General features: G+C 71.7%; 22 protein-coding genes. 19 read left to right on the top strand and 3 right to left on the bottom strand.

The window, feature by feature from the left end; genetic code table 11:
• Window positions 1–53 precede the first annotated feature (53 nt).
• The 13 genes from AC07DC_RS18080 (at window position 54) to AC07DC_RS18020 (ending at window position 16,023) form a co-directional block, all read left to right on the top strand.
• The gene (locus AC07DC_RS18080) at window positions 54–1,106 is read left to right on the top strand and encodes an aspartate carbamoyltransferase catalytic subunit (RefSeq protein WP_478915403.1); all 1,053 of its coding nucleotides are present in this window, start codon (window positions 54–56) and stop codon (window positions 1,104–1,106) included.
• Complete coding sequence (locus AC07DC_RS18075; protein WP_478915402.1) at window positions 1,103–2,389, top strand: dihydroorotase; 1,287 nt, start codon at window positions 1,103–1,105, stop codon at window positions 2,387–2,389. Before AC07DC_RS18080 ends, AC07DC_RS18075 begins: the two co-directional genes overlap by 4 nt.
• Complete coding sequence (locus tag AC07DC_RS18070; protein ID WP_478915401.1) at window positions 2,386–3,030, top strand: PH-like domain-containing protein; 645 nt, start codon at window positions 2,386–2,388, stop codon at window positions 3,028–3,030. The genes AC07DC_RS18075 and AC07DC_RS18070 overlap by 4 nt, the downstream gene beginning before the upstream one ends.
• Window positions 3,027–4,169 (top strand): glutamine-hydrolyzing carbamoyl-phosphate synthase small subunit, encoded by a 1,143-nt coding sequence (gene carA / locus AC07DC_RS18065; protein ID WP_478915400.1) that lies wholly within the window; start codon window positions 3,027–3,029, stop codon window positions 4,167–4,169. Before AC07DC_RS18070 ends, carA begins: the two co-directional genes overlap by 4 nt.
• Window positions 4,162–7,473: a carbamoyl-phosphate synthase large subunit gene (gene carB / locus AC07DC_RS18060; RefSeq protein ID WP_478915399.1), complete on the top strand. Its 3,312-nt coding sequence runs from the start codon at window positions 4,162–4,164 to the stop codon at window positions 7,471–7,473. Before carA ends, carB begins: the two co-directional genes overlap by 8 nt.
• A gap of 78 nt (window positions 7,474–7,551) precedes the next feature.
• On the top strand, window positions 7,552–8,676 hold the full coding sequence (locus tag AC07DC_RS18055) for a quinone-dependent dihydroorotate dehydrogenase (protein WP_478915398.1): 1,125 nt from the start codon (window positions 7,552–7,554) through the stop codon (window positions 8,674–8,676).
• Window positions 8,673–9,518: an orotidine-5'-phosphate decarboxylase gene (pyrF, locus tag AC07DC_RS18050; RefSeq protein ID WP_478915397.1), complete on the top strand. Its 846-nt coding sequence runs from the start codon at window positions 8,673–8,675 to the stop codon at window positions 9,516–9,518. The genes AC07DC_RS18055 and pyrF overlap by 4 nt, the downstream gene beginning before the upstream one ends.
• A 254-nt stretch (window positions 9,519–9,772) precedes the next feature.
• Window positions 9,773–10,096, top strand: a complete 324-nt coding sequence (locus AC07DC_RS18045; RefSeq protein ID WP_138352594.1) for an integration host factor — start codon at window positions 9,773–9,775, stop codon at window positions 10,094–10,096.
• Between the two features lie 38 nt (window positions 10,097–10,134).
• Window positions 10,135–10,728, top strand: coding sequence for a guanylate kinase (gene gmk, locus AC07DC_RS18040; RefSeq protein ID WP_478915396.1), 594 nt, complete (start codon window positions 10,135–10,137; stop codon window positions 10,726–10,728).
• Between the two features lie 44 nt (window positions 10,729–10,772).
• Complete coding sequence (gene rpoZ / locus AC07DC_RS18035; RefSeq protein WP_138352592.1) at window positions 10,773–11,042, top strand: DNA-directed RNA polymerase subunit omega; 270 nt, start codon at window positions 10,773–10,775, stop codon at window positions 11,040–11,042.
• A gap of 99 nt (window positions 11,043–11,141) precedes the next feature.
• Window positions 11,142–12,350 carry a bifunctional phosphopantothenoylcysteine decarboxylase/phosphopantothenate--cysteine ligase CoaBC gene (coaBC, locus tag AC07DC_RS18030; RefSeq protein ID WP_478915395.1) on the top strand — a complete coding sequence of 403 codons (1,209 nt, stop codon included), beginning with the start codon at window positions 11,142–11,144 and terminating at the stop codon, window positions 12,348–12,350.
• A 231-nt stretch (window positions 12,351–12,581) separates the two neighbouring features.
• Window positions 12,582–13,790, top strand: a complete 1,209-nt coding sequence (gene metK, locus AC07DC_RS18025; RefSeq protein ID WP_478915394.1) for a methionine adenosyltransferase — start codon at window positions 12,582–12,584, stop codon at window positions 13,788–13,790.
• Window positions 13,791–13,887: 97 nt separating this feature from the next.
• Entirely contained in the window at window positions 13,888–16,023 is a 2,136-nt protein-coding gene (locus AC07DC_RS18020; RefSeq protein WP_478915393.1) for a primosomal protein N', read from the top strand.
• 187 nt (window positions 16,024–16,210) lie between these two features.
• Here the strand turns inward: AC07DC_RS18020 and AC07DC_RS18015 are convergent, their stop codons facing one another.
• The gene (locus AC07DC_RS18015) at window positions 16,211–16,843 is read right to left on the bottom strand and encodes a hypothetical protein (protein ID WP_478915392.1); all 633 of its coding nucleotides are present in this window, start codon (window positions 16,841–16,843) and stop codon (window positions 16,211–16,213) included.
• A 278-nt stretch (window positions 16,844–17,121) separates the two neighbouring features.
• Between AC07DC_RS18015 and def the strand changes: the two genes are divergently transcribed.
• The 3 genes from def to AC07DC_RS18000 all read left to right on the top strand — a co-directional run bounded on the left by def (window position 17,122) and on the right by AC07DC_RS18000 (window position 20,397).
• Window positions 17,122–17,667, top strand: coding sequence for a peptide deformylase (gene def, locus AC07DC_RS18010; RefSeq protein WP_478915391.1), 546 nt, complete (start codon window positions 17,122–17,124; stop codon window positions 17,665–17,667).
• Between the two features lie 64 nt (window positions 17,668–17,731).
• Window positions 17,732–18,673 (top strand): methionyl-tRNA formyltransferase, encoded by a 942-nt coding sequence (gene fmt / locus AC07DC_RS18005; RefSeq protein ID WP_478915390.1) that lies wholly within the window; start codon window positions 17,732–17,734, stop codon window positions 18,671–18,673.
• A gap of 185 nt (window positions 18,674–18,858) precedes the next feature.
• Window positions 18,859–20,397 (top strand): RsmB/NOP family class I SAM-dependent RNA methyltransferase, encoded by a 1,539-nt coding sequence (locus AC07DC_RS18000; RefSeq protein ID WP_478915389.1) that lies wholly within the window; start codon window positions 18,859–18,861, stop codon window positions 20,395–20,397.
• A gap of 28 nt (window positions 20,398–20,425) precedes the next feature.
• Here the strand turns inward: AC07DC_RS18000 and AC07DC_RS17995 are convergent, their stop codons facing one another.
• Window positions 20,426–22,573 (bottom strand): MMPL family transporter, encoded by a 2,148-nt coding sequence (locus tag AC07DC_RS17995; RefSeq protein ID WP_478915388.1) that lies wholly within the window; start codon window positions 22,571–22,573, stop codon window positions 20,426–20,428.
• A gap of 176 nt (window positions 22,574–22,749) precedes the next feature.
• Here AC07DC_RS17995 and rpe point away from each other — a divergent pair, with 176 nt between their 5' ends.
• Window positions 22,750–23,415: a ribulose-phosphate 3-epimerase gene (gene rpe, locus AC07DC_RS17990; RefSeq protein WP_478915387.1), complete on the top strand. Its 666-nt coding sequence runs from the start codon at window positions 22,750–22,752 to the stop codon at window positions 23,413–23,415.
• Between the two features lie 110 nt (window positions 23,416–23,525).
• Window positions 23,526–24,512 (top strand): sugar-binding transcriptional regulator, encoded by a 987-nt coding sequence (locus AC07DC_RS17985; RefSeq protein ID WP_478915603.1) that lies wholly within the window; start codon window positions 23,526–23,528, stop codon window positions 24,510–24,512.
• A gap of 26 nt (window positions 24,513–24,538) precedes the next feature.
• Here the strand turns inward: AC07DC_RS17985 and AC07DC_RS17980 are convergent, their stop codons facing one another.
• Entirely contained in the window at window positions 24,539–25,654 is a 1,116-nt protein-coding gene (locus AC07DC_RS17980; protein ID WP_478915386.1) for a glycosyl hydrolase family 18 protein, read from the bottom strand.
• A gap of 189 nt (window positions 25,655–25,843) precedes the next feature.
• Here AC07DC_RS17980 and AC07DC_RS17975 point away from each other — a divergent pair, with 189 nt between their 5' ends.
• Window positions 25,844–26,602, top strand: coding sequence for a GntR family transcriptional regulator (locus tag AC07DC_RS17975; protein ID WP_478915385.1), 759 nt, complete (start codon window positions 25,844–25,846; stop codon window positions 26,600–26,602).
• Window positions 26,603–26,631 lie beyond the last annotated feature (29 nt).

Here is a 26,631-nt window from a genome sequence, read left to right as displayed (position 1 = left end):
CGGCCCCACGAGCATGCCCTCCGCCGCCCCAGTACCCCCTTCGGAGTGACCCGATGAAGCGCCACCTGATCTCGGCCGCCGACCTGACCCGCGACGACGCCATCCTCGTACTCGACACGGCCGAGGAAATGGCCCGCGTGGCCGACCGGCCGATCAAGAAGCTGCCGACCCTGCGCGGCCGTACGGTCGTCAACCTGTTCTTCGAGGACTCGACCCGCACCCGCATCTCCTTCGAGGCCGCCGCCAAGCGCCTCTCCGCCGATGTCATCAACTTCTCCGCCAAGGGCTCCTCGGTCTCCAAGGGCGAGTCCCTGAAGGACACCGCGCTGACCCTGGAGGCGATGGGCGCCGACGCCGTCGTCATCCGGCACGGCTCCTCCGGCGCCCCGCACCGGCTCGCCACCTCCGGCTGGATCGGCGGCTCCGTCGTCAACGCCGGTGACGGCACCCACGAACACCCCACCCAGGCACTGCTCGACGCCTTCACCATGCGCCGCCACCTGGCGGGCGCGAAGGACGGCGGCCCCCTCCACCGGGGCTCTTGGGGGTCCCCCCGGCCGGAGGTCGGGGGAGGTACCGGCCGGGACCTTGCCGGCCGTCGGATCACGATCGTCGGCGACATCCTGCACAGCCGGGTCGCCCGCTCCAACGTCCACCTGCTCAACACGCTCGGCGCCCACGTCACCCTGGTCGCCCCGCCCACCCTGCTGCCGATCGGCGTCGACACCTGGCCCTGCGACGTCTCCTACGACCTGGACACAGTGCTCGCCAAGTCCGACGCCGTGATGATGCTGCGGGTGCAGAGCGAGCGGATGAACGCCGCGTTCTTCCCCACCGAGCGCGAGTACTCCCGCCGCTACGGCCTCGACGGCGCCAGGATGGCCGTACTGCCGGAGCACGCCATCGTCATGCACCCCGGCCCGATGAACCGCGGCATGGAGATCACCGCCGAGGTCGCCGACTCCGAGCGCTGCACGGTCGTCGAGCAGGTCGCCAACGGCGTCAGCATCCGGATGGCCGTCCTGTACCTGCTGCTCGGCGGGAACGAACCCGCCATCGCCACCGCCGCCCCCGCCGCCCGCACCGAGGAGAACCACCAGTCATGAGCAAGACCCTGATCCGAGGCGCCAAGGTGCTCGGCGGCGAGCCGCAGGACGTCCTGATCGACGGTGAGACGATCGCCGCCGTCGGAACCGCGCTGGAAGCGAACGGCGCCACCGTCGTCGAGGCCGACGGCATGATCCTTCTGCCGGGCCTCGTCGACCTGCACACCCATCTGCGCGAGCCGGGCCGCGAGGACTCCGAGACGGTCCTGACCGGCACCCGCGCGGCCGCCATCGGCGGCTACACCGCCGTGCACGCGATGGCCAACACCTTCCCCGTCGCGGACACCGCGGGCGTCGTCGAGCAGGTCTGGCGGCTCGGCCGCGAGTCCGGCTACTGCGATGTGCAGCCGGTCGGCGCCGTCACCGTCGGCCTGGGGGGCAAGCAGCTCGCCGAGCTCGGCGCGATGGCCGACTCCGCCGCCGGTGTGCGGGTCTTCTCCGACGACGGCAAGTGCGTCGACGACGCGGTGATCATGCGCCGCGCGCTGGAGTACGTGAAGGCCTTCGACGGTGTCGTCGCCCAGCACGCCCAGGAGCCCCGCCTCACCGAGGGCGCCCAGATGAACGAGGGCATCGTCTCCGGCGAGCTGGGCCTGATCGGCTGGCCGGCCGTCGCCGAGGAATCGATCATCGCCCGCGACGTGCTGCTCGCCGCGCACGTCGACTCCCGCGTGCACATCTGCCACCTGTCCACGGCCGGCTCCGTCGAGATCGTCCGCTGGGCCAAGTCCAAGGGCTGGAACGTGACCGCCGAGGTCACCCCGCACCACCTGCTGCTCACCGACGAGCTGGTCCGCTCGTACAACCCGGTCTACAAGGTCAACCCGCCGCTGCGCACCGAGGCCGACGTCATGGCGCTGCGCGAGGCGCTGGCCGACGGCACCATCGACTGCGTCGCCACCGACCACGCGCCGCACCCGCACGAGGACAAGGACTGCGAGTGGGCCGCGGCCGCCATGGGCATGGTGGGCCTGGAGACCGCGCTGTCCGTCGTCCAGCAGACGATGGTCGACACCGGCCTGCTCGACTGGGCCGGCGTCGCCGACCGCATGTCGGCGCGGCCCGCCGTCATCGGCCGGCTGGCCGGCCACGGCCGCCCCATCGCCGCGGGCGAGCCCGCGAACCTCACGCTCGTCGATCCGGCTTACCGTGGAGTGGTGAATCCCGCGGGCTTCGCCTCCCGCAGCCGCAACACCCCGTACGAGGGCCGTGAGCTGCCGGGCCGGGTGATCGCCACCTTCCTGCGGGGCAGGGCGACGGTCGTGGACGGGAAGCTCGCGTGACATCTCTGACTCTTCTGCTGGCGGCGGACCAGAAGTCCCAGCAGGTCACCGACTGGTCCTCGCGGATCGGCTGGATCGTCGGCCTGGCGCTCTTCGTCGCGCTCGTCTACTGGCTGATGCGCGAAGGCTGGAAGTGGCGCGGCACCCTCCAGGGCGGCCTGCCCGAGCTGCCCACGGCCCCCGAGGACGGCGCGGAGCCGCTGCTGACCCTCAAGGGCCGCTACCACGGCAGCACCACCGCGGGTCAGTGGCTGGACCGCATCGTCTCGCACGGCCTCGGGGTGCGCAGCATGGCCACGCTCACCCTGACGGAGCAGGGCCTGGACGTGGAGCGGACCGGTGCGCCGGACTTCTTCGTCCCCACCGCCGCGCTGCGCGGCGCCCGGCTCGACAAGGGCATCGCCGGCAAGGTCCTCACCGAGGGCGGCCTGCTGGTGATCACCTGGGAGCACGGCGGCCGGCTCATCGACTCGGGCTTCCGCTCCGAGCACGCGGCCGAGCACGCCGGCTGGGTCGACGCGGTCGACTCCATGGCAACAGCATCCCGGGCCGCGACCTCCACGGACGGCGCCCCCGTACCCGACCAGCACCCCGGCGACAGTGCCGTCGCCGCCCCGCTTCACCAGGAAGGCCCACGATGACGACCTCCACCCAGCGGGCAGACAGGACCCCCGCCGTACTCGTCCTGGAGGACGGCCGGATCTTCCGCGGCCGTGCCTACGGAGCGGTGGGGGAGACCTTCGGCGAGGCCGTCTTCTCCACCGGCATGTCCGGTTACCAGGAGACGCTGACCGACCCGTCGTACCACCGCCAGGTGGTCGTCATGACCGCCCCGCACATCGGCAACACCGGCGTCAACGACGAGGACCCTGAGTCGTCCCGCATCTGGGTCGCCGGCTACGTGGTCCGCGACCCCGCCCGCGTCTCCTCCAACTGGCGCGCCCGTCGGACCCTGGACGAGGAACTCGTCAACCAGGGCGTCGTCGGTATCAGCGGCATCGACACCCGCGCCCTCACCCGCCACCTGCGCGAGCGCGGCGCCATGCGGGTCGGCATCTTCTCCGGCACCGCCGTCGGCACCGACGCGCAGCTGCTCGCCAAGGTCCTCCAGGCGCCCCAGATGAAGGGCGCCGACCTGTCCGCGGAGGTCGCGACCAAGGAGTCGTACATCGTCCCGGCGATCGGCACCAAGCGCTTCACCGTGGCCGCCGTCGACCTCGGCATCAAGGCGATGACGCCGCAGCGGATGGCCGAGCGCGGCATCGAGGTCCATGTGCTGCCCGCCACCGCGACCATCGAGGACGTCTACGCCGTCGCGCCCGACGGGGTGTTCTTCTCCAACGGCCCCGGCGACCCGGCCACCGCCGACCACCCGGTCGCGGTGATGCGCGGCGTGCTGGAGCGCGGGACCCCGCTGTTCGGCATCTGCTTCGGCAACCAGATCCTGGGCCGCGCGCTCGGGTTCGGCACCTACAAGCTCAAGTACGGCCACCGCGGCATCAACCAGCCGGTCCAGGACCGCACCACCGGCAAGGTCGAGGTCACCGCCCACAACCACGGCTTCGCCGTCGACGCGCCGCTCGACACGGTCTCCGACACGCCCTACGGCCGGGCCGAGGTCAGCCACGTCTGCCTGAACGACAACGTGGTCGAGGGTCTGCACCTGCTCGACCGGCCGGCGTTCAGCGTCCAGTACCACCCCGAGGCGGCAGCGGGTCCGCACGACGCCGCCTACCTGTTCGATCGCTTCGTTTCTTTGATGGAGGGCCAGCGTGCCTAAGCGCACCGATATCCAGTCCGTCCTGGTCATCGGCTCCGGCCCGATCGTCATCGGCCAGGCAGCGGAGTTCGACTACTCGGGTACCCAGGCGTGCCGGGTGCTGAAGTCCGAGGGCCTGCGGGTCATCCTCGTGAACTCCAACCCGGCCACGATCATGACCGACCCCGAGATCGCCGACGCCACCTACGTCGAGCCGATCACCCCGGAGTACGTCGAGAAGATCATCGCCAAGGAGCGGCCGGACGCGCTGCTGCCCACCCTCGGTGGCCAGACCGCGCTCAACACCGCGATCTCGCTGCACGACAACGGCGTCCTCGCCAAGTACAACGTCGAGCTGATCGGCGCCAACGTCGAGGCCATCAACAAGGGCGAGGACCGCCAGCTCTTCAAGGGCGTCGTCGAGGCCGTCAATGCCAAGATCGGCTACGGCGAGTCCGCCCGGTCCGTCATCTGCCACTCGATGGACGACGTCATCGCCGGCGTGGACACCCTCGGCGGCTACCCCGTCGTCGTCCGCCCCTCCTTCACCATGGGCGGCGCCGGCTCCGGCTTCGCCCACGACGAGGAGGAGCTGCGCCGCATCGCCGGCCAGGGCCTCACGCTCTCGCCGACCACCGAGGTGCTCCTGGAGGAGTCCATCCTCGGCTGGAAGGAGTACGAGCTGGAGCTGATGCGCGACCGCAACGACAACGTCGTGGTCGTCTGCTCCATCGAGAACTTCGACCCGATGGGCGTCCACACCGGCGACTCCATCACCGTCGCCCCGGCGCTGACGCTGACCGACCGCGAGTACCAGAACCTGCGGGACGTCGGCATCGCGATCATCCGCGAGGTCGGGGTCGACACCGGCGGCTGCAACATCCAGTTCGCGATCAACCCCGACGACGGCCGCGTCATCGTCATCGAGATGAACCCGCGTGTCTCGCGCTCCTCGGCGCTCGCCTCCAAGGCCACCGGCTTCCCGATCGCCAAGATCGCCGCCCGGCTCGCGGTCGGCTACACGCTCGACGAGATCCCCAACGACATCACCGAGAAGACGCCGGCGTCCTTCGAGCCGACGCTCGACTACGTCGTCGTCAAGGTGCCGCGCTTCGCCTTCGAGAAGTTCCCGGCCGCCGATGCCACGCTGACCACCACCATGAAGTCGGTCGGCGAGGCCATGGCGATGGGCCGCAACTTCACCGAGGCGCTGCAGAAGGCGCTGCGCTCGCTGGAGAAGAAGGGCAGCCAGTTCACCTTCGTCGGCGCGCCCGGCAACAAGGCGGAGCTGCTCGCCACGGCGGCCGTGCCCACCGACGGCCGGATCAACACCGTCATGCAGGCGATCCGTGCCGGTGCGACGCCGCAGGAGATCTTCGACGCGACGAGGATCGACCCCTGGTTCACCGACCAGCTCTTCCTGATCAAGGAGGTCGCCGACGACCTGGCGGCTGCCGACAAGCTCGGCCCCGAACTGCTCGCCGACGCCAAGCGGCACGGCTTCTCGGACATCCAGATCGGTGAGATCCGGGGACTGCGCGAGGATGTCGTCCGCGAGGTCCGGCACGCGCTGGGAGTACGCCCGGTCTACAAGACCGTCGACACCTGCGCCGCCGAGTTCGCCGCCAACACCCCGTACTTCTACTCGTCCTACGACGAGGAGTCCGAGGTCGCCCCGCGCGAGAAGCCCGCCGTGATCATCCTCGGCTCGGGCCCCAACCGCATCGGCCAGGGCATCGAGTTCGACTACTCCTGCGTCCACGCCTCCTTCGCGCTGCACGACGCGGGGTACGAGACCGTGATGGTCAACTGCAACCCCGAGACCGTCTCGACGGACTACGACACCTCCGACCGCCTGTACTTCGAGCCGCTGACGCTCGAGGATGTGCTGGAGATCGTGCACGCCGAGTCCCTCGCCGGCCCGATCGCGGGCGTCATCGTCCAGCTCGGCGGCCAGACCCCGCTGGGCCTGGCGCAGGCGCTCAAGGACAACGGCGTGCGGATCGTCGGCACCTCGCCGGAGGCCATCCACCTCGCCGAGGACCGCGGCGCCTTCGGCCGGGTCCTGGCCGAGGCCGGACTGCCCGCCCCCAAGCACGGCACCGCGACCACCTTCGACGAGGCCAAGGCCATCGCCGACGAGATCGGCTACCCGGTCCTGGTCCGCCCGTCGTACGTGCTCGGCGGCCGCGGCATGGAGATCGTCTACGAGGAGGCCCGGCTCTCCTCGTACATCGCCGAGTCCACCGAGATCAGCCCGACCCGCCCGGTCCTGGTCGACCGGTTCCTCGACGACGCCATCGAGATCGACGTCGACGCGCTCTACGACGGCACCGAGCTCTACCTCGGCGGCGTCATGGAGCACATCGAGGAGGCCGGTATCCACTCCGGCGACTCCGCCTGCGCACTGCCCCCGATGACACTCGGCGGCTACGACATCAAGCGGCTGCGCGCCTCCACCGAGGCCATCGCCAAGGGCGTCGGCGTCCAGGGCCTGATCAACATCCAGTTCGCGCTGGCCGGGGACATCCTCTACGTCCTCGAAGCCAACCCGCGAGCCTCGCGCACCGTCCCCTTCACCTCGAAGGCGACCGCGGTGCCGCTGGCCAAGGCCGCCGCCCGTATCTCGCTCGGCGCGACCGTCGCCGAACTGCGCGCCGAGGGCATGCTCCCGAAGACCGGCGACGGCGGCACCCTGCCGCTGGACGCGCCGATCTCCGTCAAGGAGGCCGTCATGCCGTGGAGCCGCTTCCGCGACATCCACGGCCGCGGCGTCGACACCGTGCTGGGCCCGGAGATGCGCTCCACCGGCGAGGTCATGGGCATCGACTCGGTCTTCGGCACCGCCTACGCCAAGTCCCAGGCCGGCGCGTACGGCGCGCTGCCCACCAAGGGCACCGCGTTCATCTCGGTGGCCAACCGCGACAAGCGCAACCTGGTCTTCCCGGCCCGCGCGCTGGCCGACCACGGTTTCGAACTGCTCGCCACCTCCGGCACGGCCGAGGTGCTGCGCCGCAACGGCATCCACGCCACCATCGTGCGCAAGCAGAGCGAGGGCACCGGCCCGGACGGTGAGCCGACCGTCGTCCAGCTGATCCACGACGGCAAGATCGACCTCATCGTCAACACCCCGTTCGGCACCGGCGGCCGTCTCGACGGCTACGACATCAGGACCGCCGCGGTCTCCCGCGGTGTCCCGTGCCTGACGACGGTGCAGGCGCTCGCCGCCGCCGTCCAGGGCATCGACGCCCTCAACCGCGGTGACATCGGGGTCAGATCGCTGCAGGAACACGCGGAACGTCTGAACGCCGCCCGCGAGGGATAGCGCCAGGAGGGGGACACCACAGCGGTGTCCCCCTCGCCATGTGACCGCCTCCCCGCAGAATCCCGTAGAAGGCTCCGCATGTACCCCCTCTTCTTCAAGCTGATCTTCCGGCGCATGGACCCCGAGCGCGCGCACCACCTCGCGTTCGCCTGGATCCGGCTCGCCGCCCGCGTCCCGGTCCTGCGGACCCTGGTCGCGGCCGTCCTCGCGCCCCGCCACAAGGCGCTGCGCACCGAGGCGCTGGGCCTGCGCATGCACGGCCCGTTCGGCCTCGCGGCCGGCTTCGACAAGAACGCCGTGGCGATCGACGGCATGACGATGCTCGGCTTCGACCACATCGAGATCGGCACCGTCACCGCGCAGCCGCAGCCCGGCAATCCCCGCAAGCGGCTCTTCCGGCTGGTCCCGGACCGCGCGCTGATCAACCGCATGGGCTTCAACAACGAGGGCTCCGCCGCGGTCGCCGCGCGCCTGGCGGCCCGCGCGGCGGCCCAGGGCAAGAAGCACGGCGCCACGACGGTCGGCGTCAACATCGGCAAGACCAAGGTGGTCCCAGAGGACGAGGCCACCGCCGACTACGTGACCTCCACCGAGCGGCTCGCGGCCCACGCGGACTATCTCGTCGTCAACGTCTCGTCGCCCAACACCCCGGGCCTGCGCAACCTGCAGGCCGTCGACCAGCTGCGCCCGCTGCTGAGCGCGGTGCGCGAGGCCGCCGACCGCACGGTCACCACCCGCCGGGTACCGCTGCTGGTCAAGATCGCCCCGGACCTGGCCGACGACGACATCGACGCGGTCGCCGACCTCGCCGTCGAACTCGGCCTGGACGGCATCATCGCCACCAACACCACGATCGCCCGCGACGGCCTGGGACTGGCGTCGGACCCGGCGCTGGTCCAGGAGACGGGCGGCCTGTCCGGCGCTCCGCTGAAGGCCCGCTCGCTGGAGGTCCTGAGCCGGCTGTACGCCCGGGTCGGCGACCGGATCACGCTGGTCGGTGTCGGCGGTGTCACCACCGTCGACGACGTCTGGGAGCGGATCCTGGCCGGCGCCACCCTGGTCCAGGGGTACAGCGCCTTCATCTACGAGGGCCCGTTCTGGTGCCGCGCCCTCCACAAGGGCCTCGCGGCACGACTGGCCGCGAGCCCGTACGCCACCCTCGCCGACGCGGTCGGCGCCGAACACCGGAAGGTGACCTCATGAGCGTGGAGAACCTGGAACCCTTCGGCGCGCGCCTGCGCCACGCGATGGACACCCGGGGCCGGCTCTGCGTCGGCATCGACCCGCACGCGGCGCTGTTGACCTCCTGGGGCCTGAACGACGACGTCGCCGGCCTGGAGCGCTTCACGCGCACCGTGGTCGAGGCGCTCGCCGACCGGGTCGCCGTCCTCAAGCCGCAGAGCGCGTTCTTCGAGCGCTTCGGCTCCAAGGGCATCGCCGTCCTGGAGCGGGCCGTCGCCGACGCCCGCGCCGCCGGCGCGCTGGTGCTGATGGACGCCAAGCGCGGCGACATCGGCTCCACGATGGCCGCCTACGCCGCCACGTTCCTCGACAAGGACTCCCCGCTTTTCTCGGACGCGGTCACCGTCAGCCCGTACCTCGGCTTCGGCTCGCTGCGCCCCGCGCTGGACGCGGCGCGGATCTCCGGCGCCGGGGTCTTCGTCCTCGCCCTGACGTCCAACCCGGAGGGTGCCGAGGTCCAGCGGGCCACCGCGGCGGACGGCAGGTCCCTCGCCCAGGTGATGCTCGACCACATCGCGGCGGAGAACGCCGGCGACCGGCCGCTCGGATCCGTCGGCGCCGTGGTCGGTGCGACGCTCGGCGAGGTCGGTGCGGACCTGGACATCAACGGGCCGCTGCTCGCCCCCGGCATCGGCGCCCAGGGCGCGACGCCCGCCGGTCTTCCCGGGCTCTTCGGGTCGGCGGTCGGCAACGTCCTGCCGAGTGTCAGCCGCGACGTGCTGCGGCACGGACCCGACGCGGCCGGACTGCGGGACGCGGCGGCCCGGTTCGCCGACGAGGTACGTGTCGCCGTGGCGGGTTGAGCGCCGCCGGGCTCCCTTCCGAGCCCGGCCGGGAGCCGTCACAGCGTCAACCGGTGCCGATATGTCCTAAAAATCCCAGCGGATCGAGTCTGACCAGGACTTTTCGTCTGTTCTCGCTGACTTGAGCCGCCGTGACCGCTAGTCTCCGACGAGAGCGAGCACGCAAGTGCTTCGTTCGTTGCCCTGCAGGTGGGGGCGACTAGGTTCCACAACCGGTCCGTATCCGACAGTTCGATATCCGAGGTGACGTAGGCGTGGCTCTTCCGCCCCTTACCCCTGAACAGCGCGCTGCCGCGCTCGAGAAGGCCGCCGCGGCTCGCCGGGAGCGCGCCGAGGTCAAGAATCGGCTCAAGCACTCCGGCGCTTCGCTGCACGAGGTGATCAAGTCGGGCCGAGAGAACGATGTCATCGGCAAGATGAAGGTCTCTGCCCTCCTCGAGTCCCTGCCCGGCGTGGGCAAGGTCCGTGCCAAGCAGATCATGGAGCGGCTCGGCATCTCCGAAAGCCGCCGGGTGCGGGGTCTCGGCTCCAACCAGATCGCATCTTTGGAGCGTGAGTTCGGCGGCGGCGCCGCCTGACGGTCCCCAGCACCTCCGGGAACCGGGATAATCGCTTCATGGCTGCAACATCCCGGGGGACGTCCCCCGTGCCCCCGGACGTACGTCCGCGGCTGACCGTGCTCTCCGGCCCCTCCGGGGTCGGCAAGAGCACGGTCGTCGCTCATATGCGCAAGGTCCACCCCGAGGTATGGCTCTCGGTGTCGGCCACCACTCGACGGCCACGGCCGGGCGAGCAGCACGGAGTGCACTACTTCTTCGTGGACAACGACGAGTTCGACAAGCTCGTCGCCAACGGCGAGCTGCTGGAGTGGGCCGAGTTCGCGGGCAACCGCTACGGCACTCCGCGCAAGGCAGTACTGGACAGGCTCGACGCGGGCGAACCCGTGCTGCTGGAGATCGATCTGCAGGGTGCCCGGCTGGTCCGCCAGTCGATGCCCGAGGCGCAGCTCGTCTTCCTGGCCCCTCCGAGCTGGGACGAGCTGGTCCGCCGGCTCACCGGGCGGGGCACCGAATCACCCGAGGTGATCGAGCGGCGGTTGGCCGCGGCCAAGATCGAACTGGCTGCCGAAGCCGAGTTCGACATCACTCTTGTCAATACCTCAGTCGAGGACGTAGCACGCGAGCTGCTAGCCTTGATGCGAGTTGTATGATCCACTTCCATTCTTTTCCACAAGCAAGTAGGGGTAGGTAGAGAATGTCCTCTTCCATCACCACGCCCGAGGGCATCATCAACCCGCCGATCGACGAGCTGCTCGAGGCCACGGACTCGAAGTACAGCCTGGTGATCTACGCGGCCAAGCGCGCGCGCCAGATCAACGCGTACTACTCCCAGCTCGGTGAAGGCCTGCTGGAGTACGTCGGCCCCCTGGTGGACACTCATGTCCACGAGAAGCCGCTGTCGATCGCGCTGCGCGAGATCAACGCGGGACTGCTGACCTCCGAGGCCATCGAGTCGGCCGGCTAGCAGTACCCGAATCCCTGTCACCACGGGCCCGGCAGCACCGCTGCCGGGCCCGTGGTGTGTGATGGACGCAAGACAATCCACAGCTCGGCGGGAGAGACGATGGGCCAGCCACAGGTCGTCCTGGGGGTGAGCGGCGGGATCGCCGCCTACAAGGCGTGCGAGCTGCTCCGGCGGCTCACCGAGTCCGGGCACGGTGTACGCGTGGTCCCCACCGATTCGGCGCTGCACTTCGTGGGCGAGGCCACCTGGTCGGCGCTGTCCGGCAACCCCGTCTCGACCCGGGTCTGGGACGACGTCGACGAGGTCCCGCACGTCAGGATCGGCCAGCACGCCGACCTCGTCGTGGTCGCCCCGGCCACCGCCGACCTGCTCGCCAAGGCCGCGCACGGCCTCGCCGACGACCTGCTCACCAACACCCTGCTCACCGCGCGGTGTCCGGTGGTCTTCGCGCCCGCCATGCACACCGAGATGTGGGAGCACCCCGCCACCCAGGAGAACGTCGCCACCCTGCGGCGCCGGGGCGCGATCGTGATCGAACCCGCCGTCGGCCGGCTGACCGGGGTGGACACCGGCAAGGGCCGGCTGCCCGACCCCGCCGAGATCTTCGAGGTCTGCCGCCGGGTGCTCGCCCGGGGACCGCAGGGGCTCGCGGCGGATCTCTCCGGACGTCATGTGGTGATCAGCGCCGGCGGGACCCGCGAGCCGCTGGATCCGGTGCGCTACCTGGGCAACCGCTCCTCGGGCAAGCAGGGGTACGCGCTGGCCCGTACGGCGGTCGCCCGCGGCGCCCGGGTCACCCTGGTGGCCGCCAACACCGACCTCGCCGACCCGGCGGGCGCCGATGTGGTGCGGGTGGGCACGGCCGTGCAGCTGCGCGAGGCGGTACTGAAGGCGGCGGCGGACGCCGATGTGGTCGTCATGGCGGCGGCCGTGGCGGACTTCCGGCCGGCGCACTACGTCGAAGGCAAGATCAAGAAGAAGGACGGTCGGGAGCAGCCGCCCCTGGAGCTCGTCCGCAACCCCGATGTTCTCGCCGAACTCGCCACCGGGCGTTCATACCCCGGACAGCTCATCGTCGGCTTCGCGGCCGAAACCGACGATGTACTGGCGAACGGCCGGGCCAAATTGCTCCGCAAGGGCTGTGACCTGCTCGTCGTCAATGAGGTCGGGGACCACAAGGCGTTCGGGTCCGAGGAGAACGAGGCCGTGGTGCTCGGCGCCGACGGCAGCGAGACGCCGGTACCGTACGGTCCGAAGGAGGCCCTCGCCGACCAGGTGTGGGATCTCACGCTCACCCGGTTGACGTGAAATCGTTCTTCCGGGTGTACCAAAACCGGAATTCTGCGGCATTCTGCCTGTTAAACAGGGGGGATCGTCGTACCGGCGCCAGTGGTGTCGCAGGTCACGGCATATCCAAGTACCGAGATGGCTTGTCGGTCCGGCCGAAGCGAACGATAAACTAGCCACGGAACGCCGGGCGCAGCCCCGCGCGATCCACCCCATGATCAGCCAGCAGCCGCTGCAACCCCAGGGAGCAATGTGTCCCGCCGCCTGTTTACCTCGGAGTCCGTCACCGAGGGACATCCCGACAAGATCGCTGACCAGATCAGCGACACGATTCTCGACGCCCTCCTCAAGGAGGACCCGACCTCCAGGGTCGCGGTCGAGACGCTGATCACCACCGGCCAGGTGCACGTCGCCGGTGAGGTCACCACCAAGGGATACGCGGACATCGCGACCCTGGTGCGCAACAAGATCCTCGAGATCGGTTACGACTCGTCGAAGAAGGGCTTCGACGGTGCCTCCTGTGGCGTCTCGGTGTCCATCGGCGCGCAGTCGCCCGACATCGCCCAGGGTGTGGACACCGCTTACGAGCAGCGTGTCGAGGGTGACGAGGACGAGCTCGACAAGCAGGGCGCCGGCGACCAGGGCCTGATGTTCGGCTACGCCTGCGACGAGACCCCCGAGCTGATGCCGCTGCCGATCCACCTGGCACACCGGCTCGCCCGCCGGCTCTCCGAGGTCCGCAAGAACGGGACCATCCCGTACCTGCGTCCGGACGGCAAGACCCAGGTCACCATCGAGTACGACGGCGACAAGGCCGTCCGCCTCGACACCGTGGTCGTCTCCTCGCAGCACGCCTCGGACATCGACCTCGAGTCGCTGCTCGCGCCCGACATCCGCGAGTTCGTCGTCGAGCACGAGCTCAAGGCGCTGCTCGGTGACGGCATCAAGCTGGACACCGAGGGCTACCGGCTGCTCGTCAACCCGACGGGGCGCTTCGAGATCGGCGGCCCGATGGGCGACGCCGGCCTCACCGGCCGCAAGATCATCATCGACACCTACGGCGGCATGGCCCGTCACGGCGGCGGTGCCTTCTCGGGCAAGGACCCGTCCAAGGTCGACCGCTCCGCCGCGTACGCCATGCGCTGGGTCGCCAAGAACGTCGTAGCCGCGGGCCTCGCCTCGCGCTGCGAGGTCCAGGTCGCCTACGCGATCGGCAAGGCCGAGCCGGTGGGTCTGTTCGTCGAGACCTTCGGCACCGCGGCCGTGGACGTCGAGAAGATCGAGCAGGCCATCGCGACGGTCTTCGACCTCCGCCCGGCCGCGATCATCCGCGACCTGGACCTGCTGCGTCCGATCTACTCCCAGACCGCCGCGTACGGCCACTTCGGCCGCGAGCTGCCGGACTTCACCTGGGAGCGCACCGACCGTGTCGAGGCGCTGCGCGCCGCCGCCGGTCTGTAGGACCCGGCAGCAGACACACCCGCACCACGCGCACGGCCCCGGACCCCTGAGGTCCGGGGCCGTCGCGCTGTCCGAGACGTCTGGTAGGACTGGGCTTGTGAGCAGCGAGGACGAGCGGACCAATCCACCGGCGGGGGAGCAGTTGGCACTCATTCGCGAGTCCGTGCGCAAGGCGAAGGAACCCAAGGCCAGGCGTGGCACCTGGCGCGGCGCCGACCTCGCCGAGGGGCTGCCCGTCGCGCGCGTCCTGGTCGACAAAGGGGTGCTGCACCTCGACAAGTACTTCGACTACGCCGTGCCCGCCGCGATGGACGCCGACGCCCAGCCCGGAGTCCGGGTCCGGGTCCGCTTCGGCGCCGGGGCGCACAACGTCGTCAGCGGACGCCGTGAGGGCGGCGGGCTGATCGACGGCTTCGTCGTCGCCCGGCTCACCGAATCCGACTACGCGGGACCGCTCGCGGCGATCGCCCAGGTGGTGTCCCCGGAGCCGGTGCTCAGCCCGGCCCTGCTACGGCTCTGCCGCGCGGTCGCCGACCGGTACGCGGGATCGCTCGCCGACGTGATCCAGCTCGCCGTGCCCGCCCGGCACGGCCGGGTGGAGAAGAAGCCGTCCCCGGAGCCGCCCGCCACCCCCGCCCCGCCCGATCCCGGCACCTGGTCGCGCTATCCGACCGGCCCCGCACTGCTGCGCGCGCTGGGGCGGGGCGACTCCCCACGTGCCGTGTGGACCGCGCTGCCCGGTCCGCACTGGCCCGCCGAACTGGCCACTGCCATCGCGGCCACCCTCGCCTCCGGCCGCGGCGCGCTCGCCGTGCTGCCGGACGGCCGGGCCGCCGCCCGCGTCGACGCGGCGCTCACCGCGCTGCTCGGCGAGGGCCACCACGTCCTGCTCACCGCGGACTCCGGTCCCGAGGCGCGCTACCGGCGCTGGCTGGCGGTCAGCCGGGGCGCCGTCCGGGCCGTCGTCGGCACCCGGGCCGCGATGTTCGCCCCGGTACAGGACCTCGGTCTGGTCGCGCTGTGGGACGACGGCGACTCCAGCCACGCCGAACCGCACGCCCCCATGCCGCACGCCCGGGACGTGCTGCTGCTGCGGGCCACCGAGGAGCGTGCCGCCTTCCTGCTCGGCGGCCTCATCCGCACCGTCGAAGGCGCCCAGCTCGTCGAGACCGGGTGGGCGCTGCCGGTGGACGCCACCCGCGAGGCGGTCCGGGCGGCGGCGCCGCTCGTCCGCACCATCGGTGACGGCGACCAGGCGCGCGACGGGGCGGCCCGCGCCGCCCGGCTGCCCAGCCTGGCCTGGCAGGTGGCTCGCGAAGCACTGCTGCGCGGCCCCGTCCTCGTCCAGGTCCCGCGCCGCGGCTACGTGCCGCGGCTGGCCTGCGAACGCTGCCGTGAACCCGCCCGGTGCGGGAAGTGCGCGGGACCGCTGGAGTTGGCGGACGGCAACAGCGCGCCGCAGTGCGGTTGGTGCGGCCGCCCCGAGGCGGCGTGGCACTGCCAGGAGTGCGGCGGGTTCCGGCTGCGCGCCCAGGTGGTCGGCGCCCGGCGCACCGCCGACGAGCTCGGCCGGGCCTTCCCGAAGGTCCCGGTCCGCACCTCCGGGCGGGACGGCATCCTCGGGGCCGTCACCGGTACGCCGGCGCTGGTGATCTCCACCCCGGGCGCCGAGCCGGTCGCGGAGGGCGGCTACGCGGCCGCGCTGCTGCTGGACGGCTGGGCGCTGCTCAACCGGCCGGACCTGCGCGCCGGCGAGGAGACACTGCGCCGCTGGACGGGCGCGGCCGCGCTGGTCAGGCCGGCGACCGAGGGCGGCACCGTCCTGGTGCTGGCCGAGCCCACGCTGCGGCCGGTCCAGGCGCTGGTGCGCTGGGATCCCGCCGGGCACGCGGCCCGCGAACTGGCCGAGCGGGCCGAACTGGGCTTCCCGCCCGTCTCGCGGATGGCCTCCGTGACCGGGAACCCCGCGGCGGTCGCCGGCCTGATCGAGCTGGCCCGGCTGCCCGAAGGGGCCGCCGTGCTGGGGCCGGTCCCGGTCTCCGACGGGCCGGGCGGCCCGCGCAGGGTGGGGGAGGCTCCGGCGGGGGAGCACTGGGAGCGGATGCTGATCAGGGTCCCGCCGGGCAGCGGTGCGGCGCTGGCCGCCGCTCTCAAGGCCGCGCAGGTGGCCCGTACGGGCCTCAAGCAGACCGATCAGGTCCTGGTGCGGATCGACCCGCTCGACATCGGCTGACCCCTCCTGGGCGGCCGGGCCGGGGCGTCCGGTCCCGGACATGACGCCGCCCCGACGTCCGACCTGTCGGCGTGGCGGGCGGCGGGGCGGCTGGTCCTGCGGAACACACCGCGGATGCTGCGGCGGTGCCGTGCTGCGGAGTGCTGCGGGTGCTGCGGGTGGTGTCGTGCTGCGGGTGGTGCCGGACTCAGCCGCTGCGCGGGCCGGGCAGCGCGCCGGGGAAGGCGTCCTCCCGGGCGTTCATCGGCACATGCCCCGGCACATGTCCCGGCATCTGCTGCGGCAGCTGCGCGGGCAACGGCCCGGACCCCTGCGAGGACAGGTGCCCGGACATCGGTCCGGACATCGGCGCGGGCATCTGGTCCGGCATCGAGCGCGCCGCCGGCACCCCGGCCATCGGGGGAGCGGCCGCCGCGGCGTGCACCCCACCGGTGTCCGGGAGCGAGGACTCGCTCTCCGTACCGTGGACGGCATGGCGGCGCGCCCCGTACCGCCGGTGCACCGCCTGTTTCGTCACCCCGAGCGCGGAGCCCACCGCGTCCCAGGAGAATCCCAGCGAGCGGTCGAACTCCACCGCCGCCGTGACCAGGGTCTCCACGCTGTCGCGGAGCTCCTGGGCGAGCCGCACGGTGGGTGCGGGGGCGCGTCCGTAGACGACGAACCCGGCGGCGGGACCGCTGCGCCGCGGTCGGTACACATTGCCCAGCTGGGCGGTCAGGGTCCGCAGCGCGTCCACCTGTCGGCGGACCCTTTCGATGTCCCGCACCAGTAGGTGCAGGCTTGCCCGGGCCTGGGCGTCATGGGTTGCGTGGTCGGGCATCAACAAGCCTCTCCAACCGGCGTTGATAAGGATCGGGCCGTGTCCGTGGTGCGATGGCCCCTTTTCGGTCAATCTCTCTTGACCAACGCTCCAGCGGGCCATCGAGTCACGCATCAAGGGCGTGCTGACGTTTCCGGGGGGCGCGTATTGCCCCGTGCACCCCCGAACGGGTCGGCCCCTAGAATTGGAGGCCGTCCCCCAACCGCTGCTGGGCGGTGCCCCCGGCCTCGGCCGGGAGGGTGCCTCCAGATCCGTCCGACCACGGGAGCCCGCCAGCCGTGTCCGTCACGCCCATCCGCCTCTTCGGCGACCCGGTGCTGCGCATGACGGCGCAGCCTGTCACCACCTTCGACAAGGAACTCCGCACCCTCGTCCAGGATCTGACCGAGACCATGCAGGCGGCGCCGGGCGCCGGCCTCGCGGCCCCACAACTGGGCGTCTCGCTGCGGGTCTTCACTTACTTCGTCGACGGAGAACTGGGGCATCTGGTCAACCCCGACCTCACGCTGAGCGAGGAGGAGCAGGACGGCCCCGAGGGCTGCCTGTCGCTGCCCGGCCTGACCTACGACTGCGTCCGCGCGCACGGTGTCGTCGCCAAGGGCTTCAACATGTACGGCGACCCGGTCACCATCGAGGGCACCCAGCTGCTGGCCCGCTGCATCCAGCACGAGACCGACCACCTCGACGGCATCATCTTCATCGACCGGCTCGACGCCGAGCAGCGCAAGGCCGCGATGAAGGCGATCCGGGAGGCCGAGTGGGCGGACCTGGGTGTGCCGCAGGTGAAGGTCTCCCCGCACAGCACGTTCGGCAGCGCCTTGTGACTGCCGCCGCCCGCACCGTCGTCCACGGCCGTCCCCCCTGCCACCGAGAGGCACAGAACCCACGATGAGGCTCGTCTTCGCAGGCACCCCCGAGGTCGCCGTCCCCGCCCTGGAGGCGCTGCTCGCGTCCGACCGGCACGAGGTCGTCGCCGTCGTCACCCGGCCCGACGCGACCGCGGGACGCGGCCGCAAGCTGCTCTCCAGCCCGGTCGCCCAGCGGGCCGAGGAGGCCGGAATCGAGGTGCTCAAGCCCGCGAAGCCGCGGGACGAGGACTTCCTCGCCCGGCTCCGGGAGATCGCCCCGGACTGCTGCCCGGTCGTCGCGTACGGCGCGCTGCTGCCCAAGGCGGCGCTCGAGATCCCCGTTCACGGCTGGGTCAACGTGCACTTCTCGCTGCTTCCCGCCTGGCGCGGCGCGGCTCCCGTGCAGCAAGCGGTGATGGCCGGTGACGAGGTCACCGGCGCCACGACCTTCCTCATCGAGCAGGGCCTGGACTCCGGCCCGGTCTACGGCGTCGTCACCGAGGACGTCCGGCCCACCGACACCAGCGGCGATCTGCTCACCCGGCTCGCGCGCAGCGGCGCCGAGCTGCTCACCGCGACCATGGACGGCATCGAGGACGGCCGGCTGGTGCCCCGTACGCAGCCCACCGAGGGCATCACCATCGCGCCCAAGATCACCGTCGAGGACGCGGCGGTGGACTGGAACGCGCCCGCGCTGCGGATCGACCGGCTGATCCGCGGCTGCACCCCGGCGCCCGGCGCCTGGACGCTGCTCGACGGCGAACGGTTCAAGCTCGGGCCCGTGACGCTGCTGCCCGGCCGCGAGGACCTCGCGGGACTGGCCCCCGGCGAGCTGTCCGTCGCCAAGAACGCGGTGTACGCGGGCACCGGCAGCCACGCCGTGGAACTCGGCGAGGTGCAACAGCAGGGCAAGAAGCGGATGCGCGCCGCCGACTGGGCCCGCGGCGTCCGCCTCGACTCCGGCACCCGCCTGGGCGCCTAGGCCAGGCCACCGGCCCGGCACCGACCAGGCCGCCTGCCCGGCCGGTCACCAGCGGCCCCGATCGCCCGGGTGGGCGGTCGCGGGGTCCGCGGCCGTACGCTTTGTTCACGCCCTGTGCGCGGGAGGGGGCATCCCGCCGCACGGGCGCAGCAGTTTTTTCCGACCGAGTCCGGAGCACATTGATCGTGAACGACCAGCCGCGCAGCCGACCGCAGGGCACCTCGCAGGGGAAGTCCCAGGGCAAGCCGAAGGGCAAGCCCTACCGCAGGCCCCAGCGGGATCCGGTCCGCATCCTCGCCTTCGAGGCGCTGCGGGCGGTCGACGAGCGCGACGCGTACGCCAACCTCGTGCTGCCCTCGCTGCTGCGCAACGCCGAGGCGGAAGCGGTCAAGAAGGGCGGCGAGTTCGACCGCCGGGACGCCGCCCTCGCCACCGAGCTGGTCTACGGCACGCTCCGCCGCCAGGGCACCTACGACGCCGTGATCGCCGCCTGCGTCGACCGGCCGCTGCGCGAGGTCGACCCACCGGTGCTGGACGTGCTCGCGCTCGGCGCGCACCAGCTGCTCGGCACCCGCATCCCGCCGCACGCCGCCGTCTCGGCCACCGTCGAGCTGGCCCGTTGCGTGCTCGGCGACGGCCGGGCGCGGTTCGTCAACGCGGTGCTCCGCAAGATCGCCGCGCAGGACATCGACGCCTGGGTCGCCCAGGTCGCCCCGCCGTACGACGACGACCCCGAGGCGCACCTCGCGGTGGTCCACTCGCATCCGCGCTGGATCGTCTCCGCGCTGTGGGACGCGCTCGGCGGCGGCCGGGCCGGTATCGAGGACCTGTTGGAGGCCGACAACGAGCGGCCCGAGGTGACCTTGGTGGCCCGCCCCGGCCGTTCCACGGCCGAGGAGGTGGCCGCCTCGCTGCCGCCGGAGGCGACCGAGCCCGGCCGCTGGTCCCAGTACGCCGTCCGGCTCGCCGAGGGCGGCGACCCGGGCGCCGTGGACGCCGTCCGTGAGGGTCGCGCAGGAGTGCAGGACGAGGGCAGCCAGCTGGTCGCGGCCGCGCTGGCGGCGGCTCCGCTGGACGGCCGGGACGCGCTCTGGCTGGACGGCTGCGCCGGCCCCGGCGGCAAGGCCGCCCTGCTCGCCGCGCTCGCGGCGCAGCGCGGTGCGCTGCTCGTCGCGTCCGAGAAGCAGCCGCACCGGGCCCGGCTGGTGGAACGCACGCTGGCCGGCAACCCCGGCCCCTACCAGGTGATCGTCGCCGACGGCACCCGTCCCGCGTGGGCCGCGGGCTCCTTCGACCGGGTGCTCGTCGATGTGCCCTGCACCGGCCTGGGCGCGCTCCGCCGCCGCCCCGAGGCGCGCTGGCGCCGCAAGGCCGAGGACGTCGCGGGCTTCGCGACGCTCCAGCGCGGACTGCTCACCGAGGCGCTGCGCGCCGTTCGCGTCGGCGGCGTCGTCGGCTACGCCACCTGCTCGCCGCACCCGGCGGAGACCCGCGCCGTCGTCGACGACGTGCTGCGCGGCCTGGGGGCATCCCCCAGCGGTGGCTTGGGGGCACCTCCCAGCGTTAGCTGGGGGCCGGACGAGCCGCCGACCGCCGAGTGGATCGACGCCCGCCCCCTGATGCCCGGCGTCCCCGCCGTCGGCGACGGCCCGGACGTCCAGCTCTGGCCGCATCTGCACGGCACCGACGCCATGTACCTGGCCCTGCTGCGCCGCACCTCCTGAGCCGCGCGGCGCCGCGCGGCCGCGGCGCCTAGGACCGCTGTGCCATGTCGTCGTCCTGCCGGCGGGCGGGGGCGTGCGGCGGTGCGCCCGGAGCGTCGAGCTTGCTGGGCCACCAGACGTGGTGGCCCAGGTCGAGGGTGATCGCGGAGACCAGGATCGACCGGACGATGAACGTGTCGAGCAGGACGCCGAAGGCGACCGCGAACCCGATCTCGGCGAAGCCGACGAGCGGCAGGGTGCCCAGGGCGGCGAACGTGCCGGCCAGGACCAGCCCCGCGGAGGTGATGACGCCACCGGTCGCCGCGAGGCCGGTGAGCGTTCCGGTGCGGGTGCCGGAGTGGGCCGTCTCCTCGCGGATCCTGGTCATCAGGAAGATGTTGTAGTCGATGCCCAGCGCCACCAGGAACACGAAGACGAAGAGCGGGAACGAGGTGTCCTCGCCCTCGAACCCGAACAGGTGGTGGAAGGCGAACGTGCTCACCCCGAGCGCGGCCCCGAAGGACAGCACGACGGTCGCGATGAGGATCAGCGGGGCGACCAGCGCCCGCAGCAGCAGCCCGAGAATCAGCAGCACGACGGCGAGGATCATCGGGATCAGGAGCATGTTGTCGTGCGAGGTCGCCCGGTTGGCGTCCTGGATGACCGCTGTGCCGCCGCCGACCTTGGCATCGGCGCCCGGCACCGCGTGCAGCGTGTCACGGGCCCGGTCGACGGTCTGCTTGGCCGTGGTGCTGTCAGCCGCCGATGTCGACGTGGCCTCCAGATAGACCCGGCCGTTCTTCTCGGCGGGGACACCCGGTGGGGTGGTCACGGAACCGGGCGCGACGCCCTGGACCGAGCCTAGGGCGGTCCGCACCTGGTCCGCCGCCCCGGCGTTCGCGATGACGACGAGCGGCTGTCCGGCGCCGGCGGGGAAGTAGCGGCCCGCGACCTGCTGGCCCACCACGGAGTCGGGGGTGCCGGTGAAGCCCTGGGCAGCCGTCAGGCCGTTCGCCTTCAGGCCGATCAGCCCCAGCGAGAGCACTCCGAGGACCACCGCGGTGGTCACCCAGACCGCGCGCGGCCGCTTGGAGATACGTGTGCCCACCCGCGCCCACAGCCCGCTGCGGGTCGGCTCCTCGGATCCCATGTGCGGCACGGCGGGCCAGAACACCCAGCGTCCGACGATCACGAGCAGCGCGGGGAAGAGCGTGGTCATCGCGAGCAGGGCGACGACCACGCCGATGGCCGCGACCGGTCCGAGGCCCGAGGTCGAGTTCATCTCGGCGGCCATCAGGCACAGCATGCTGACCGCGACCGTCGAGGCGCTGGCGAGCACCGCGGGCCCGGCCCGGTGCAGGGCCAGGGCCATCGCCTCGTGCCGGTCCTCGTGGCGGCGCAACTCCTCGCGGTACCGGGCGACGAGCAGCAGCGCGTAGTCCGTGCCGGCGCCGAAGACCAGGACGGTGAGGATGCCCGCGCTCTGCGCGTTGACCACCAGACCGGCGTGTTTGGCGAGCAGATAGATCACCGCCTGGGCGGTGAACAGCGCGCCGACGACGGAGATGATCGGCAGGAAGAGCAGGCTCACGCTGCGGTAGGTGAGCAGCAGGATCACCACGACCACCGCGAGCGCGGCGAACAACAGGGTGCCGTCCAGGCCCTTGAACGCCTCTGCCGAGTCCGAGGCGTAGCCGACCGGCCCGGTGATGTGCACATCGAGGCCCGCGGTGTTCCGGTCGGCGGTGCCGCGGATGTCCTTCACCGCGTCGGCCAGCCCGTTCCAGCCGCCCGCGTCCACACTGATCGGGACGATGAGCTGGGCGGCGCGCGGCTCGCCGGTCTTCTCCAGCACCGGTCCTACGGTGCGGGCGCCGAGGATGCCGTGCTGCGACATGGCCTTGATGGCCGCCGCGTCCTGGGCGATCTTGGCGCGGTCGGTCTCGGTGAGGCCGCCCGGCCGCGCGTACACGACGACGGCGGGAGCGGTGTCGGGGAGGAACTCCTTCTGGAGGTTGAGGACTTGGGTGGATTCCGCGCTGCCGGGAAGCCACGTCGACGAGTCGTTCTTCTGCTCGTCCGTCAACTTCTGCGCCAGTGGCGAGACCGCCACCAACAGCACCAGCCACAGGACGAGCACGACCCACTTGCTGCGCCGACCGCACACCAGGTGCGCCCACCGTCCGGTTCCGCCCACGACGAGTCTCCCCGCTTTGCGTACGTGCTGCCGACCCTCCCGAATCCCTGTGGGGAGAGCGTTTGGTGATCCAGCATGGCACCGGTGTTCGAGATCGTTCTGCCATTTTACGGAACGGGGGCGTTCCCTGCACGGGCAGTGGTCTGGCATCCTCCGGCATCTGGTTTGCTGGGCATATGAGCGTGCAGATCAACCCCAGTATTCTTTCCGCCGATTTCGCCCGGCTCGCCGACGAGGCGAAGGCCGTGGAAGGCGCCGACTGGCTCCATGTCGACGTCATGGACAACCACTTCGTGCCCAACCTGACGCTCGGTGTGCCGATCGTGGAGTCGCTGAGCAGGGCGTCGGACATCCCGCTCGACTGCCATCTGATGATCCAGGACCCGGACCGCTGGGCCCCGGCCTATGTCGAGGCCGGTGCCGGCTCCGTCACCTTCCACGTCGAGGCGGCGGCCGCGCCGGTGCGGCTCGCCCGCGAGATCCGGGCGAAGGGCGCGCGGGCGTCGATGGCGCTCAAGCCCGCCACCCCGATCGAGCCCTACGAGGACCTGCTGCCCGAGCTCGACATGCTGCTGATCATGACGGTCGAGCCCGGCTTCGGCGGCCAGGCGTTCCTCGACATCATGCTGCCCAAGATCCGTCGTACCCGGCAGCTCATCGACAAGCACGGACTGCAGTTGTGGCTGCAGATCGACGGCGGGGTGTCGGCGCAGACCATCGAGCGGTGTGCCGAGGCCGGCGCGGACGTCTTCGTCGCCGGTTCGGCGGTCTACGGTGCGGACGACCCGGCGGCGGCGGTGCGGGGGCTGCGCGAGCTGGCCTCGGCGGCCTGCACCCATTGACGCTCGGGCTACGCGTCCGTAACACCGCGCCATCTGCGAGGATGAGCGCGGAGCCGATCAGATGGGCAACTGGGGAGAGCAACGTGACCACAGGCCGCACACAGGTGCGCATGGGCCCCGGCGAGATGGTCCAGGCCGCAGCGATGGCGCGCCGTTTCTACCTCGAGGGCAAGTCCAAGATCCAGATCGCCGAGGAGTTCGGCGTGAGCCGCTTCAAGGTGGCCCGGGTGCTGGAGACCGCCCTCGAACGTGACCTGGTGAGGATCGAGATCCGGGTCCCCGCCGAGCTGGACGCCGAGCGCTCGGACGCGCTGCGCGCCCGCTACGGCCTGCGGCACGCGGTCGTCGTCGAGACGCCGCCGGAGCAGTCCGACGCGCCCGACCCGGAGAACCTGGGCAAGGTCGCCGCCGACCTGCTCGGCGAACTGGTCACCGAGGGCGACGTGCTCGGCCTGGCCTGGGGCCGCTCCATCATCACCATGGCCAACGCCCTGGACCGGCTGCCGCCGTGCACCGTCGTCCAGCTCACCGGTGTCTACGACGTGGGCACCGCCGAGCGCGGCTCTGTCGAGGCGGTGCGGACCGCCGCCGCGGTCTCCGGCGGCGAGGCGCACCCGCTGTACGCGCCGATGGTGCTGCCGGACCCGGCGACCGCCGCCACATTGCGCGCCCAGAGCGGAATCGCCGCCGCCATGGGGTACTTCGACAAGGTCACCGTCGCCGTGGTCTCGATCGGCTCCTGGGCGGCCGGCATCTCCACCGTCCATGACGCGCTGACCGACGCCGAGCGCGAGCACTACGCGGGGCTCGGCGTCGCCGCCGAGATGTCCTCGCACCTGTTCGACGCCGAGGGGCGCCGGGTCGGCCGCGACCTCGGCGAGCGCTGCATCACCATCGAGGCCGACCGGCTCCGCCGGATCCCCGAGGTACTGGCCATCGCGGGCGGGCTGCGCAAGGCCGGCGCGATCGACGCCGTGCTGCGCTCCGGGCTGGTCACCAGCCTGGTGACGGACACCGCCGCCGCCGACCATCTCCTGTACTCGACCGGATCCGCCCCGCGCCCCGCCCTGAACCGCGCGGACCCCGACGGACCGTAGTCCGCCGGGGTCCGGGGAGAGCACTGTCAGCGGGTGAACCAGGGGTTCCCGCCGAGGGACCACACCGAGACCTTGGTGACGCCGAGTCCGGTGAGGACCTGCAACTTGCGGTCCATCGCGGTCTGGTCGACGTAGTCGTAGAGCTTTCCGCCCGAGGTCCAGCGGATCTCGCCGGATCCGCTGTCCCGGCGCTGCTCGATGGTGGACGCGTTGCCCGACCAGCCGGGCTTGCCGCGCATCACGCTGAACGGGATGTTGCCCTCGATGGCCGAGGTGTCGCACGCCGCGGGGGCGCTGTAGCCGTACGAGGGCAGCCCGATCACCAGCTTGTCGCGGTTGGGCACCGTGCTCCGGGCGTACTGGACGACCTGCTTGAGCCAGGCGTACGGGGTGATGGCCTTGCACCTACCGCCCGCGTCCGAGTCGTACTCCTCGTCGTAGGCCATGATCGCGAGTTCGTCGACGCCCGTCGCGACCACCGCCGCGTAGTCGTAGTAGGGCGCGTCCTCGGTCATCGCCGGGGCGTCGACCTGCAGGCGCTTGCCGGACGCGTGCAGCGACGTGGCGAGTTGGGTGAGGAAGGTGCGGTAGTTGGCGAAGTCGGTGGTGGTCCAGGACCAGTAGTCCTCCATGTCGACGTCGATACCGGTCAGTCCGGCGTCGACCGTCATCGCTGTCAGCTGCTGGACGGCCTGACCGCGCCTGGCCGAACTGCTCACCAGGGCACGGACGGTGGGTGTGTCCATGCCCGAGACGGTCGGGTACTGGTACGTCGAATGCGCCTTGAGATCGGCGACGTTGGCCGCGCTGTAGGCGTTGCACAGGCCCTGGGCGGTGGTCTCCAGGAGCAGGGTGCCGTTGGGCTGGACCGCCCAGTACTCAGGCTTGAGCGCTCCGCTCCTGAGCCGGTTGTCGGCGTACTCGGCCTGGCCTGCGCACTGCGGCTCACCGGCGGAGCCGGGGTAGAGCCAGCCCTGCAGCTGCACACCAGACGCGGCGGGGGCGGCGGCTCGGGCAGGGGCGGCGTGGGACGGGGCGGGCGTGCCGCCCGCCGGCGATCCCATGGCCGATCCGGCAGTGAAAGCCGCGACCGTACAGGCGGCTGCCGCGGCTACGGCGGTGAGAAGTCGGCGATTGCGCATGGTGCTGGCCTCCGGGGCGTTTACCAGAATCTTTGACCAGTGGGGGGGATGGCGCTGGGGTGATGGTGGCTCAGGAGGCGTCAATTGGTCAACAAGTGGTCAGTCTTTTTACGCCAGCCAAGCTGGTGACCTAAACTGCCGGCACAGGACTGACCACTGTGTGCTCACTGCGCGGGAGCGGCGTACTCGATGACTGCCGGACTGAGAAAACGCGACCTGATCCGCGAACACCTGATCTCGCTGATCGAGGCCCGCGCGGTCGGGCAGGCCATCCCGGCCGAACGGCAGCTCTGCGTGGAGCTGGAGACGTCCCGGCCGACGTTGCGCGCCGTCGTGGACGAGCTGGTGGCGGACGGCTGGCTGGTCCGCGAGCACGGGCGCGGGGTGTTCGTCGGCACGCCGAAGATCTCCCAGCGGATCGTGACCGCGCCGGCCGCCGACCAGTCCGGCTACCCGGCGGCCCCGGGGACCTGGACCAGCCGCGTCCTGGACCACTCGGTGATCCCGGCCGGCATGAGCATCGGGAGCCGGCTGCGCGTCGAGGCCGCCACCCCCGTACTGAGGGTGGCCCGCCAGCGGCTGGTCAACGACGAGCCGATGGCGCTGGAGACCATCCACGTACTCGGCGAGCTGGTGCCCGGCGCCACCGCGGACGATGTGGGGAGCGGCTCCTTCTACGACCTGCTCCGCGACCGCTACGGCATCGAGCCCACCGCGGCGGAGCAGATCCACGAGGCGCTGTCGGCCGACACCGTGCAGGCGTCCCTGCTCGGGATCAGTGCGGGGGCGCCGGTGCTCTCCTCGGAGCGCGTCACCCGTGACCAGCACGGCCGGCTCTTCGAGTACACGCACGCCATCTACCGCGGCGACCGTTACCGGCTCGTCTCCCAGCTGGCTCTCGTCGGCCCGCCGGACGCCGCGGGTCCCCAGGTCACGCCCACCGTCTGACGCGCGCGCCACCGTGTTCCGGCCGGGGC

Source organism: Streptomyces sp. NPDC045021 (genome assembly GCF_056432645.1).
Note: the sequence above shows the minus strand (reverse complement) of the source record. Positions and strands in the feature narration are given on the sequence as shown.